Below are 12,557 nucleotides of genomic sequence, written 5' to 3' on the forward strand. Positions count from 1 at the left end.
CAGGACCGGGCCGCTCCGACTTCACCGGCGGCGCGACGGGTTCGACGCGGGGTTCGCCGAGAGGCCGGTCGGGGTCGGTGCCGGGAAGGAGGTCGCCCAGGTCCACGGGGAGCCGGGGCGGGGTGAGGTCGGGGAGCAGGTCGAGGGGGGCATCGGTGCCGGGCAGCGTGCGGGGCACGTCCACGACGTCGTCGATGGTGTCGGTGATCGGGCTGGTGACCTCGGGCAACGCGCCGAACAGCCAGCCGGTGAGGCCGTCGGTGGTGTGGGCCAGCGTGGAGGTCAGCTTGGTCGTCGTGGACAGCAGGGAGTCCGTGGCGGCCGTGAGCAGGGGCCGCGGGTTCCCCTCGGGCATCGGAGCCGTGGGCCGTTCCACGGAGTCGCGGCCGGACTCGCCGGGCTCGACGTCGCGCGGGCTGCCGGGGGCGGCGTCCCGGACGTCGTCGGGAGTTCCCGGCGTGGTCGGCCGGGCCGGAGCCGTGGGCTCGTCCGGGCGCGCCGGGTCCGGAATCTCCTCCGGGTCGTCGGGGTGGATCGGCTGGGCAGACTCGTCGTCGGGGGCCTCGGTTCCGGGGAGCACGTCGGGCTCACCGGCGTCGGGCGTGGCGATCGCGTCGCCGTCCTCGGCGGGTGCGGTGTCACCGGGGGACGTCGGGCCGCAGGGATCGAGGTCGGAACGCGTCTGTGGCAGCTCCCCGGTGTCGGGCATGGTGCAGACCGGCGCCTCGCCGAGGTCGTCCGAACCGGACGGCTGGTCGGTGGTGGCGGCCGCGGTGGCCCCGGCGATCAGCGCCGAGACGACCCAGCCACCGACGGCGAGGCCGAGCACGAGGAGCACGCGGCGGAAAGCGGAGGGCCGGAACCGGACCGGAACTCCGGCTCGACGGGGGCCGTCGGCGCGCAGGCGTGTCACGGAGGCTGTCAGAGAGCGCGTCGCCCTCATCGCCACCACCTGCCCTGCCTCGTTCGTGTTGCCGCCCTGTCAAGAGTTGCCGATCATCGCGTGAGCGCGCCCCGGCTACCCCGTGCGTGCCATTCTTAGCATTCTGGGCGGCCGTTTCACCCCGTCGGTATGCGATCCACCCCGGACGGCGCAACCCATCACAAGGTACGCAACCGCTCAATCGCTTCGTCGAGCACCTCCTCTTGTTTACAGAAAGCAAATCGAAGTAGATGTCGCCACTCGGCCGGGTGATCCGTGAACACGCCAACGGGTACTGCCGCGACTCCAATACTCTCCGGTAAGCGCCAGGCGAGGTCCTCCGCATCGGTGAAACCGAGGGGCCGGACGTCCGCGCACACGAAATACGTGCCCGCGCTCGGTCGAATCCCGAAGCCCGCGGCGGCCAATCCGGCACACAATCGGTCGCGCTTGGACCGCAGCGACTCGCGCAACGACTCCACCCACGACAGCTCGTTCCGCAACGCGTAGGCGACGGCCGGTTGCAGGGGCCCGGCCGAGGTGAATGTCAGGAACTGCTTGGCCGCGCGCACCGCCGAGGTCAGTTCCCGCGAGGCACAGACCCAGCCGACCTTCCAGCCGGTGCAGTTGAACGTCTTGCCGGCACTGGAGATGGAGACCGTGCGCGCCGACATCCCGGGGAATGCCGCCAACGGAAGATGCTGGGCGTCGTCGAAAACGAGGTGCTCGTAGACCTCGTCGGTGATGGCGATCAGATTGTGCTCCACGCACAATGCGGCGAGCCCGGCGAGTTCGGTTCTCGTGAACACCGTGCCCGTGGGATTGTGCGGAGAGTTCACCAGGAGGGCTCTCGTGTTCGCGGTGACGGCCGCGCGGACGGCGTCGAGGTCGAGGGCGAACCGGTCGCCGTCGGGCACCAGCGACACGACTTTCCGGGTGGCGCCGGACATCGCCACCGCCGCCGCGTAGGAGTCGTAGTACGGCTCGATGACGATCACCTCGTCGCCGGGGCCGGTGAGCGCGAGCAGGCTCGCCGCGATCGCTTCGGTCGCCCCGGCGGTGACCAGCACCTCGCCGTCCGGGTCGTACTCGGTGCCGTAGCGGGCTCGATGGTCCGCGATCGCCTCGCGGAGTTCGGGACGACCCGGGCCCGGCGGGTACTGGTTGGCGCCGCCGAACAACGCCTTCCGGGCCTCGACCAACATGCCTTCGGGTCCGTCGGTGTCGGGGAAGCCCTGTCCGAGATTGACGGCCGAGTGCCGGTCCGCCAGCGCGGTCATCTCCGCGAAGATCGTGGAAGTGAACGGCCGCAGGCGTTCGACGAGTACAGGTTCACGCACGAGCACACATCCTCACGGACAATCACCGTATGGAGCAACCGACGTCCACCGCCGTCCCGCTCGGTCCGCCCGGAGCCCTCGAACGGGAGGAGGCGAAGCGGCGGGGGCTGCGCAGGATGAAACTCGTGGCGCTGAGTTTCCTGCTCGGCGCGACGGTCCTCTTCCTGCTGGCCAGCTGGGCGCAGTCGGAGGGCTGGCCGGCCTGGGTGAACTACGTCCGCGCGGCCGCCGAGGCGGGCATGGTCGGTGCGCTGGCCGACTGGTTCGCCGTGACCGCGTTGTTCCGGCACCCGCTGGGCCTCAAGATCCCGCACACGGCGATCATCCCGAACAAGAAGGCCGTGCTCGGCAGCAGTCTCGGCGACTTCGTGGGCACGAACTTTCTGGCGGAGCCGGTGGTGCGCGACAAGCTCCGGCGGGTGGAGACGTCGCGGCGCGTCGGCGAGTGGCTGGCCCGGCCCGACAACGCGGAACGGGTGACGGCGGAACTGGCGACGGTCGTGCGCGGCGCCGTGACGGTGCTGCGCGACGAGGACGTGCAGGCCGTCATGGAGCAGGCGGTGGTGAAACGCGTGCTCGACCAGGAGTGGGGGCCGCCGCTGGGCAAGCTCCTGCAGCAGGTGCTCGCCGACGGCGCGCACCACCGCCTGGTGGATCTCGTGGTCGACCGGGCCTACGAGTGGGTCCGCGACAACCACGAGGCCGTGCTCCGGGTCGTGTCGGACCGGGCACCGTCGTGGTCGCCCCGGTTCGTCGACACGATGCTCGCCGACAAGGTCTACGGCGAGGTGCTGTCGTTCGCGTGGGCGGTGAAGACGGACGTCAACCACCCGTTGCGACTGGCCGTCGACCGATTCCTCGTCGAGTTCGCGGGCGATCTCCAGAAGGACCCGGAAACCATCGCGCGGGCGGAGGCGGTCAAGCAGCAGCTCGTCGAGCACCCCGAGGTGCGGAACGTGATCGACTCGGCGTGGACCACGGCGAAGAAGATGCTGCTGGCCGCCGCCGAGGACCCGTCGAGTGAGCTTCGGCGGAGGGTGGCCACCGGGCTCGCGGAGCTGGGTGCGCGCCTGCAGTCGGACCCGGCGCTGTCGGCGAAGGTCGACGGCTGGGTGGAGGGTTCGGCGGCGTACGTCGTTCGGCATTACTCCTCCGAGATCACGACGATCATCACCGAGACCGTCGAACGCTGGGACGCCGAGGAGACGTCGCGCAAGATCGAACTTCAGGTCGGACGCGATCTGCAGTTCATCCGCATCAACGGCACGGTGGTGGGCGCCCTGGCCGGATTGGTGATCTACACGGTGGCGCAGGTGTTGTTCTGACCGAGCGAGTATGCACCGGATCGGCCACGGAAAGTCCCGACCGGAGCCGAGTTATCCACAGGTTGAGGAGTTATCCACCGAGTTATCCACAGGATTGCTCCATGTGGGTGGTGGAAATCGTCGGCAATTCACGAGAATTCAACGGAAACCGAGGAACTCGTGGAGCGCCGTCGGTAGGAGCGGACCTTCTGGCGGTTGCCGCACACCCGCATCGAACACCAGGCCCGCGAGCGGTTCGGTGACCGGTCGTGGAACGCCCAACGGCAGTTCTCGGCCGGGCAGATCTTGATGCGGTCCCACTGGCCCGACGTCGTGAGTCGCGCGGCGGCGGCGAGAACGGCGGCCACGGCGGTCGCCGGCGCCAGTTCCACGCCCTCCGGCGACAGTGTCACCGCCAACGGCGGTAGCAGGTCGTGAATCTCGGCCTGCTCGCCAGCCGGACTCCCGGCGGCGGTACGCAGGGCGTCCCGGGCCGCGGCGGCGGTACGCAGGGGGTCGGCGGGCAGGTCCCGTGCGGCGGCCCACTCCGACCAGGTCTGTTCCGTGGCGAGCACGTCCGTGCCCTCCTCGACGTCGACGGTGTTCAGGAAGTCGAGCAGCAGGGTCACGTCCGCGTCCACGCAGCGATTCTACGGCTCGGGTGGCCACTCGACCGCCTTCGATCACCGTTGCCAGCTGGGGAGTTAACCACCATACTGCCTCTACTGGTTACAGAGGAGGATGGTATGGCGACTCCGGGGTCGATCAAGCTGGACTGTGTGGTGCTCGACTGTCTCGACCCGGTCGGGCTGGCCCGGTTCTACGGCGAGCTGCTCGGCTGGAAGGCCGACGAGCCCGAGAACGGCGGCAGGTGGGTGACGCTGCGGAATCCCGAGGGCGGAGTGCACCTGGCGTTCCAACGTGACCTGGACTTCCGGCCGTCGACGTGGCCGTCCGGCGAACGCCCGCAGATGCTGCACCTGGACTTCGCGGTGACGGACATCGAGGGGCAGCACCGCAGGGCGATCGAGCTCGGGGCGACCTTGTTGCAGGACCCGCCCGCGGACTTCACGGTCTACGCCGATCCGGCCGGGCACCCGTTCTGTCTCTGCGCGTGCGGCGTGCAGTAGTTCACTACTCACTCGGCGTACCGCCGGACTATGCACTCTGTGTATAGTCCGGCGGTCATGAACGTGTTCTCGGACTTCGCCCTCGGGGCGCGGTTGGCGTTCGGGGCGGGGCGCAGGCGCGGCCTCGCTCTGCTGCGCACCGTGTTCGCGGCGGTGGGCATCGGCCTCGCGGTCGCCGGACTGCTCCTGGTCTTCGCGTCGTTCAACGGTCTGGAGGAGCGTCTCGACCGCCTCGCCGCCCGCACACCGGTCGAGGCTGCCGCAGGAGAACCCGCCGTCGGGCTCCTCTCGGCCCCGTCGTACTTCCGGGAACGCGAGCTGACCGCGGTCTACCTCGAACCCTGGCACTCCGACGCTCCGGTGCCGCCCGGGCTCGGTGACGTCCCGGCGCCCGGGCAGGCCGTCGTGTCTCCCGCCCTCGCCGACCTCCTCGCCTCGCAGGACGGCGCGTTGCTCCGCCCGCGCTTCGCCGAGCTCGACATCGTGGGCACCATCGGCGTCGAAGGGGTGGCCGAACCCGACGAACTGCTCTACTACGTGGGCGACGAGGGCTTGCGGGACGCGCCGAGCGTCGTGGCGGTCGGCGGCTTCGGTGTCCCGAGCGCGCCCCTGAGCCTCGGCCCGCTCGTGGTCGTCGAGTTCCTCGCGGGCGCGGTGCTCATCAGTCCGCTGCTGGTCCTCGTCGCGTCCAGCAGCAAGTTGGCCGGCTCCGAGGGCGAGCGGCGATTGTCCGCGATCCGGCTCGTGGGAGCCGGGGCGGCGCAGATCAGACGCATCGCGGCGGCCGAAACGCTCGTGGGCGTGCTGCTGGGGATGGTGCTCGCCGTCGCCTTCTTCTTCCTCGGCCGCCCGCTGGTGGTGGCCGCCGACCTCGCCGGGCTCACCCTCTACGAGGACGCGCTCGTGCCGCCGTGGCAGGCGGTCGTGGCCGTGGCCCTGCTGACACCGGCCGTCGCGATCGGTTGTGCTCTGGTCGGGTTGCGCGACGTGGTGGTGGAGCCCTACGGCGTCGTCCGCCACAGCGAGCCGATCCCGCGGCGAGGGCGGTGGCGCATCCTGTTCGTCGCGCTGGGGTTGTCGCTGTTCTTCCCCGACGTGTGGGCGGGCGTCGACGGAGACAGCCGGCTCGTGGGGGTCTTCGCGGCTGCGGGCACGTTCGTGCTGCTCATCGGCGTGCCGGTGTTGCTGCCGTGGCTGGCCGAGCGGCTCGTTCGCGGGTTGCGTGGAGGGCCACCGTCGTGGCAGCTGGGTGTCCGCCGACTGCAGATGGACGTCGGCACACCCGCACGGGTGGTCGCCGGGATCACGGTCGTACTCGCCGCAGCCGTGGCGATCCAGACACTCGTGACCCCGATGTCGTCCCCGCCGCCGCACGAGTCCGCCCGGGCGTCGGTCGTCGTTTCGGTGGGGTGGGAGAACCGGGTCGAGGAGCTGGTGCGCGACGTGCCCGGGGTCGAGCAGGTGGAACCCGGGCACTTCGTGCTCGACCCGGCTGACCTGGATGCGACCGAGCGGTTGCGCAACGCGGTCGCGCCGCTGGGGCGGCAGGCGATGGTGTATCGCGACGCCGACGTCGACGCTCAGGGGAACAAGCTCGCCACGCTGCACATCATCCTCGGCACCGCCTGCTCGTTCGCGTTGCTGCTGAGCATCGGCAATCTCGTCGTCCTGGCCAGTGCTCAGGTGTGGCAGCGGCGGAGGGCGTTCGCGGCGCTGCGGGCCGCAGGGTTGCCGCGGGGAGTGCTGACGCGGTCGCTGTTGTGGCAGAACGGGATACCGGTGGTGGTGGGCGTTCTGGTCTCGTCGGCGACCGGGCTCGGCGTGGCCGGGCTGTTCGCTCGGCTGCTGGACGTGCCCGTTCACGTCGACTGGGCTGTGCTGACCGTCTACTCGGTGGGCGCCGTGATCGGGGTCGGGGTCCTGACAGTCGCCGCGGTGACCGCCCTCGCCTCGGTGGACCGGGAACCGTCACTGCGCGTCGAATGACCTTGTCCGTTGGGTGGCCGATCCTGCGTAAGCTGATGATCGTGATCTGTCCCAAGTGCCAGAACGTGATGACGACGTTGGACAAGAACGGCATCCACATCGAGCAGTGCAACGGTTGCCGCGGGATCTTCCTGGATCGGGGTGAACTCGAACAGATCGTGAGCGCGGAGAACTCGTTCTACGCCTCCGCGCCGCCGCCCCCGTACACGCCCAGGTCCGCGCCTCCGCCTCCGCCTGCCCCGCCGTACGGTGCCCCCGCTCCCGGCGGCCACTACGGCGACTCGCCCCGGCCGTACCGCGGTGGTCATGGCGGTCACGGTGGGCACGGCGGGTACTACGCCGACTCCCCGAGGCCCTACCAGGGCGGCTACCACGACTCGCCGCGTCCGTACGGGCACGGGCCCCGCCGCAAGAAGAGCTTCCTGGAAAGCCTGTTCGACTGACGACGTGCTCGATCTGAAGATCTGCTCCGCCTGCGGTGACCGGGCGGAGCGACCTGTCGTGGAGGGGGAGCGGCTGGTGTGCGTGGTGTGCGGCCACCGCGCCGCGTTCCACCGGCTGCCCCTGCTCGCGCTCACCGGGCCCAGCGCCGCGGGCAAGTCCACCGTCGGGCCGGAGCTCGCCCGCCGGCTGTCGGGCGAGGTGGTGGTGCTGGAACAGGACGTCCTGTGGACCGGAGCGTTGCGGGACGACGTGGACGGGCATCCGGCGTTTCGCTCGACGTGGTTGCGGATGGCCGCCATGATCCATCAGAGCGGCCGTCCGGTGGTGCTGTGCGGGACCGTCGTGCCGCCCGAGTTCGAGCCGTTGCCGGAGCGGGTGTTCTTCTCGGACATCCACTACCTGGCGCTGGTCGCCGACTCCGACGTGCTGGCTCGCCGCTTGCGCCGCCGACCCGCGTGGCGCGGGTGGGACGAGCCGCGGATCGCGGAGATGCTGGAGTTCAACGAGTGGTTGCGCCGGGACGGGCCGTCGCTGGCTCCGCCTGTCGAGCTGTTCGACACGACGTCCGTGCCGTTGGGCGAGTCCGTCGCGTACGTGGAGCGTTGGGTGCGCCGAGTGCTCGCCGACGCCGCGGGATCGAGTGCAAGCTGAGCGCTTGCAAGAGTTAGCACTGCAGCGTATCGTCGTAGGTGGAGGTGTGGGGCGTCATGACGCAAGCTCGCGCCGATTCGGAACGGGACGACCACACGGGTGGGCCGATCGACAGGGTCACCGACCTCGGCAAGGACATCGGCTCGTACATCCGGCAGCAGCGCAACAACGCCAAGATCTCGCTGCGGCAGCTCTCGAAGCTGGCCGGGGTGTCGAACCCCTATCTGAGCCAGATCGAACGGGGGCTGCGCAAGCCCAGCGCGGAGATCCTGCAGCAGATCGCCAAAGGCCTGCGCATCTCAGCCGAGGCGCTGTACGTCGAGGCCGGAATCCTCGACCAGCCCGTCGGCGGTCCCGTGGTCGACGCCGTTCGCGCCGACGCCTCACTGACCGAGCGGCAGAAGCAGGTGCTGCTCGACGTGTACGAGTCGTTCCGGCGGGAGAACCGGGAAACGACGACAGCAAGTGCGAGCGCACGTCACCACCACGAGGAGTGAGTCACGATGACGACCACGAACAGCCACGACACCCGCGACATGAACGACATGAACGACATGGACAAGGTCATGCACACCGCGAGGGAGGGGGTCCGGACGTCGCTGCTCGCCGCCCTCGGTGCGGGCAGCATGGCGAGCCAGGCGGTGGCGGACGCCCTGTCCAAGGCCAAGGAGCGGGTGAGCTCCAGCAGCGAGGCGGCCAGGAAGAACATCGAGGACCTGCCGTCGGAGTTCGAGCATCTGCGCGGCAGGCTCGAACCCTCCGAGCTGCGCAAGCTGATCGACGACTCCGCGGAGGCGGCCACGAACCTCTACCGCAAGCTCGTCTCGTCGGGCGAGCAGACCTGGGAACGCGCGGTGGAGCCGCAGGTCAAGCGTGGAGTCGAGCAGTTCGAGGAGACGCTGCGGACCGCGCAGGAGCGTGTCGACCACATGACCACCGACGCGCGGGAGCGCTTCGACGAGGCGATGGCGCTGATCTCGCGTCGGGCTCGCGAGACCGAGGAGAAGGTCGACACCGCCGCGACCGGCAAGGCCGAGGACAAGCCCGGCCCCGTGAAGGCCGAGGCGGAGCGCATGCCGACGCGCACGACGGCTGGCACGAAGGCGACGAAGTCCGCGACCCAGCCCGCGTCGCCGACGGCGTCGCAGCGCTCCGCGAAGGCGGCTTCCGCGAGGAAGAAGGCCATGAAGCCCGACACGAACTCCTCGGCGACGCGCACCACGCGTTCACGCCGGACCTCGCCGGGGTCGGGCACGGACACGTCGACCGGCGAGGCGTGACCTCGCCTCGCCGTCGAGCCTTCGGTCTCGGCCGTGTCCTGACGTAGGCTGGAACCGTGCCGCCTCTCGCCTACTACATCGTCAGGGTCATCGACTGGGCCGGGACGCTCGTCGGCCTCGTCGCGTTCATCCACGCCGTGATGCAGCGGTCGGACGCGTTCACCGCGGCCGACCGGCTGACCAAACCCGCGTGGCTGGGCATCACGGGAGGCGCGACGGTGGCCATGGGGCTGTTCCAGTTCTACGGCGCCGGCATGATCTTCTGGCTCGCCGCGCTCGTCGCCAGCCTGGTCTACGTCGTGGACGTCAGACCCAAGTTGATCGAGGTCCAGCGGGGCGGTTCCAGTTGGTGAGAACGCGCTCACCCCGCGGAAATAGGCTCGTGGTGTGAGTAGCTGGACGATCGCCGGGACGCTCACGCCCGTCCCGGCTTCCGAACATCCCGAACTGCTGGCCGAACCGGTCGCCGCGGCCCTGCCGTCGCTGAGCGAGCCCGTCGGGCTCGTCGAGATCGATCCCGACCTCGCCGACACGGCGGCGTTCTGTGAGACGTACTCGTCGCCGCTGTCCGCGTCGGCCAACTGCGTCGTGGTCTCGGGCAAACGCGCGGGCGAGGTCCGCTACGCCGCGGCGCTCGTGTTGGCCACCACGAGAGCGGACGTGAACGGCGTGATCCGCCGCAGGCTCGACGTGCGCAAGGCGTCGTTCGCTCCCATGGACGAGGCCGTCGAGCTCACGGGCATGGAGTACGGGGGGATCACGCCGGTGGGGCTGCCCTCCGACTGGCCGATCCTGATCGACCGGGCCGTGGCGGACGCGCCGGAACTGGTTGTGGGCAGCGGTATCCGGGGTAGCAAGTTGTTGGTCACCGGTGCCGCGCTGGCGGCGCTGCCCGGCGCCGAGGTGATCGACGGACTCGCCAGGTGAGCGAGCGACACAGCGACACCACGCGAAGGGGAGGCGCCATGGGTACGGTCACGGCCACGGCCGAACGAAGCATCGACGCACCGGCGGAGACGGTGAGCGAGCGGCTCGCCGACTACCGGTCGGTGCGTCCCCGCATCCTGACCGACGCGTACCGCGACTACGAGGTGGTCGACGGCGGCACGGGTGCGGGCACGGTCGTGCGGTACAAGCTCCAGGCGACGAAGAAGCGGGTCCGCGACGTGCGCGCGACGGTGAGCGAACCGCGACCGGGCACGCTCGTGGAGACCGACGAGAACTCCAGCATGGTCACGACGTGGTCGGTGCGGCCCGACGGCGACCGCAGTGTGGTCCGGGTCGAGACCACCTGGCACGGCGCGGGCGGTATCGGCGGTTTCTTCGAGAAGACATTCGCTCCCGCAGGGTTGCGACGGATCCACGACGGCGTGCTCGCGAAGCTCGCCGAGGAAGTACGAGGTCAGTGATGGCAGCGACGGAAGTACGGCTCGCGTCCCGTCCGGACGGTGTGCCGACGCTCGACAACTTCGAGGTCGCGGGGGTCGACGTGCCGAAGCCGGGCGAGGGGCAGATCCTCGTCCGCAACACGTGGATGTCGGTCGACCCGTACATGCGGGGCCGGATGGACGCGGGCAAGTCCTACGTCGCGCCCTTCGAGGTCGGCAAGGCGATGGACGGCGGGGCGATCGGTGAGGTCGTCGAGTCGAACGCCGACGGGTTCGCGGTGGGTGACGTCGTGTTGCACGGTCTCGGCTGGCGGACCCACGCGGTGCTGGACCCCGCCCGGGTGCGGCGGATCGACCCCGAGGCCGCGCCCGTGCAGGCGCACCTGAGCGTGCTCGGCATGCCCGGGCTCACCGCGTACGCGGGGTTGTTCGACGTGGCACACATGCGCGAGGGCGACACGGTGTTCGTCTCCGGCGCGGCCGGTGCCGTCGGCTCGCTCGTCGGGCAGCTCGCGAAGCTCCGGGGTGCGGGCCGGGTCGTCGGGAGCGCCGGGTCGGCCGAGAAGGTGCGGTGGCTGCGTGAGGAACTGGGCTTCGACGCCGCCTTCAACTACAAGGACGGCCCCGTGCGGGAGCAGCTGCGCGAAGCCGCTCCCGACGGCGTGGACGTGTACTTCGACAACGTCGGCGGCGAGCACCTCGAAGCCGCGATCAGCGCGCTCAACGTGCACGGCCGGATCGCCGTGTGCGGCATGATCTCGCAGTACAACGCCACCGAACCCACGCCAGCGCCCCGCAACCTCGCGCAGATCATCGGCAAGCGGTTCACGATGCGCGGTTTCCTCGTCGGCGACCACGAGCACCTTCGTCCCCAGTTCGTCGACGAGGTCGCTCCGCTGGTGAAGGACGGCCGCATCGTCTACAGCGAGACGGTGGTCGACGGCATCGAGTCGGCTCCGCAGGCCTTCCTGGACCTGCTCTCCGGTGGCAACACCGGCAAGATGCTGGTCCGGCTCTGACCGCGCGGGCGGTTGCCTCACGCCTCCGGATACCGGGTGAGGTAACCGCCCATCGCGCGGAAGTAGTCCGTGGCGGCGTGTTCGACGCCGTCGTCGGTGCGGAGCCGTTCGATCGCCAGGCCGGGGTTGCGGCCGTGGCGAGCGTCGGCCCCGGCGACGATCACGACGCCGTCGCCCTCGCGGATGAAGACCCGGCCCGGTGTTCCGCCGTAGGTCTTCTCGGTGACGAACGCGCGCGTGATGCGCAGCCGTTCACCCCGGTAGTACGTGAAGGCGTTCGGGTACGGGTCGGACTGGGCGCGGACGAGTCGCTCGATGTCCTCCGCGGGCCAGCTCCAGTCGATGCGGCTCTCCTCGATGGACCGCTTGTGGAAGAACGTCGCCTTCGTCCGGTCCTGCGGTACCGGCTGGAGGCGTCCCGAGTCGATGAGGTCGAGCGACTCGGCGACGAGGGGTTCGATCAGGTCCACCGTCCTGTGGAAGAGGTCGGTGGCCGTGTCGGTGGGGCCGACCTCGACGGCCTTCTGCGCGACGATGGGGCCCGCGTCGAGCTCGTCGTCCATCATGTGCGCGGTGACGCCGACTTCCTTCTCGCCGTTGAGGAGCGCCCAGATCAGCGGCGAGAACCCGGCGTAGGCGGGCAGCAGGGAGTCGTGCACGTTGAGCGTGCCGTGCTTCGGCAGCGTGAAGATCTCCGGCGGAATCCACGTGCGCCAGTTGTTGGCGACGACGAGGTCGGGCGCGAGGTCGGCCAACCGGGCGGTGAGGTCGTCGTCGGGGCGTTGCCGTAGTTCGACGGGAATGTCGTGGTCGTGGGCGAGGTCGGCGACGGAGTCGGCCCAGATGCGTTCGTAGGCGTGGTCGGACGGCGGGTGCGTCACGACCAGCACCACGTCGTGTTCGGAGTCCACCAGTGCGCGCAGGGTTCGGTGTCCCCACGTCTGGTATCCGAACATCGTGATCCGCATCGGGCCTCCCACTCTTCGACGGCGAAACAGCGGCTAGTTAAGCAAGGCTCACCTAAGTGTGCAACCCCTCGCGGCGTGGTGGGAATCATCCACGAATGGGCTAACTAAGGCCCTGCTAACTTAGG

Annotated in this window: 15 protein-coding genes; 11 read left to right on the forward strand and 4 right to left on the reverse strand. The window is 69.8% G+C overall.

What is annotated here, in order from left to right; genetic code table 11:
• The coding region (locus tag SACAZDRAFT_RS14610) for a hypothetical protein (RefSeq protein ID WP_040927777.1) at nucleotides 1-913 on the reverse strand (913 nt) is incomplete at its 3' end.
• A 188-nt stretch (nucleotides 914-1,101) separates the two neighbouring features.
• On the reverse strand, nucleotides 1,102-2,262 hold the full coding sequence (locus SACAZDRAFT_RS14615) for a pyridoxal phosphate-dependent aminotransferase (RefSeq protein WP_005442941.1): 1,161 nt from the start codon (nucleotides 2,260-2,262) through the stop codon (nucleotides 1,102-1,104).
• A gap of 29 nt (nucleotides 2,263-2,291) precedes the next feature.
• Here SACAZDRAFT_RS14615 and SACAZDRAFT_RS14620 point away from each other — a divergent pair, with 29 nt between their 5' ends.
• The gene (locus SACAZDRAFT_RS14620) at nucleotides 2,292-3,587 is read left to right on the forward strand and encodes a DUF445 domain-containing protein (protein ID WP_005442942.1); all 1,296 of its coding nucleotides are present in this window, start codon (nucleotides 2,292-2,294) and stop codon (nucleotides 3,585-3,587) included.
• A 128-nt stretch (nucleotides 3,588-3,715) separates the two neighbouring features.
• On the opposite strand, the gene SACAZDRAFT_RS14625 is transcribed toward SACAZDRAFT_RS14620, so the two are convergent.
• Nucleotides 3,716-4,207 (reverse strand): CGNR zinc finger domain-containing protein, encoded by a 492-nt coding sequence (locus SACAZDRAFT_RS14625; protein WP_040927778.1) that lies wholly within the window; start codon nucleotides 4,205-4,207, stop codon nucleotides 3,716-3,718.
• A 105-nt stretch (nucleotides 4,208-4,312) separates the two neighbouring features.
• Here SACAZDRAFT_RS14625 and SACAZDRAFT_RS14630 point away from each other — a divergent pair, with 105 nt between their 5' ends.
• The 10 genes from SACAZDRAFT_RS14630 to SACAZDRAFT_RS14675 are packed head-to-tail and all read left to right on the forward strand — an operon-like array spanning nucleotide 4,313 to nucleotide 11,464.
• Nucleotides 4,313-4,696: a VOC family protein gene (locus SACAZDRAFT_RS14630; RefSeq protein ID WP_005442947.1), complete on the forward strand. Its 384-nt coding sequence runs from the start codon at nucleotides 4,313-4,315 to the stop codon at nucleotides 4,694-4,696.
• 57 nt (nucleotides 4,697-4,753) lie between these two features.
• Complete coding sequence (locus SACAZDRAFT_RS14635; RefSeq protein ID WP_040927779.1) at nucleotides 4,754-6,682, forward strand: FtsX-like permease family protein; 1,929 nt, start codon at nucleotides 4,754-4,756, stop codon at nucleotides 6,680-6,682.
• 35 nt (nucleotides 6,683-6,717) lie between these two features.
• Nucleotides 6,718-7,125 (forward strand): TFIIB-type zinc ribbon-containing protein, encoded by a 408-nt coding sequence (locus tag SACAZDRAFT_RS14640; RefSeq protein ID WP_005446364.1) that lies wholly within the window; start codon nucleotides 6,718-6,720, stop codon nucleotides 7,123-7,125.
• A 4-nt stretch (nucleotides 7,126-7,129) separates the two neighbouring features.
• Nucleotides 7,130-7,777, forward strand: coding sequence for an AAA family ATPase (locus SACAZDRAFT_RS14645; RefSeq protein WP_005446365.1), 648 nt, complete (start codon nucleotides 7,130-7,132; stop codon nucleotides 7,775-7,777).
• A gap of 56 nt (nucleotides 7,778-7,833) precedes the next feature.
• A complete protein-coding gene (locus SACAZDRAFT_RS14650) occupies nucleotides 7,834-8,274 on the forward strand; it encodes a helix-turn-helix domain-containing protein (RefSeq protein ID WP_005442955.1) in 441 nt (146 codons plus the stop codon).
• A 6-nt stretch (nucleotides 8,275-8,280) separates the two neighbouring features.
• Nucleotides 8,281-9,057: a hypothetical protein gene (locus SACAZDRAFT_RS14655; RefSeq protein ID WP_005442956.1), complete on the forward strand. Its 777-nt coding sequence runs from the start codon at nucleotides 8,281-8,283 to the stop codon at nucleotides 9,055-9,057.
• A gap of 56 nt (nucleotides 9,058-9,113) precedes the next feature.
• A complete protein-coding gene (locus tag SACAZDRAFT_RS14660) occupies nucleotides 9,114-9,410 on the forward strand; it encodes a DUF2516 family protein (protein WP_005442958.1) in 297 nt (98 codons plus the stop codon).
• A 34-nt stretch (nucleotides 9,411-9,444) separates the two neighbouring features.
• Nucleotides 9,445-9,984, forward strand: a complete 540-nt coding sequence (locus SACAZDRAFT_RS14665) for a YbaK/EbsC family protein (protein WP_005442960.1) — start codon at nucleotides 9,445-9,447, stop codon at nucleotides 9,982-9,984.
• Between the two features lie 38 nt (nucleotides 9,985-10,022).
• A complete protein-coding gene (locus SACAZDRAFT_RS14670; protein ID WP_005442962.1) occupies nucleotides 10,023-10,466 on the forward strand; it encodes an SRPBCC family protein in 444 nt (147 codons plus the stop codon).
• Complete coding sequence (locus tag SACAZDRAFT_RS14675; protein ID WP_005442964.1) at nucleotides 10,466-11,464, forward strand: NADP-dependent oxidoreductase; 999 nt, start codon at nucleotides 10,466-10,468, stop codon at nucleotides 11,462-11,464. The genes SACAZDRAFT_RS14670 and SACAZDRAFT_RS14675 overlap by 1 nt, the downstream gene beginning before the upstream one ends.
• Before the next feature lie 17 nt (nucleotides 11,465-11,481).
• Here the strand turns inward: SACAZDRAFT_RS14675 and SACAZDRAFT_RS14680 are convergent, their stop codons facing one another.
• Entirely contained in the window at nucleotides 11,482-12,432 is a 951-nt protein-coding gene (locus SACAZDRAFT_RS14680) for a methionyl-tRNA formyltransferase (protein ID WP_005442966.1), read from the reverse strand.
• Between the last annotated feature and the right edge of the window lie 125 nt (nucleotides 12,433-12,557).

This window comes from Saccharomonospora azurea NA-128, assembly GCF_000231055.2.
GTDB classification, from domain to species: Bacteria; Actinomycetota; Actinomycetes; order Mycobacteriales; family Pseudonocardiaceae; genus Saccharomonospora; species Saccharomonospora azurea.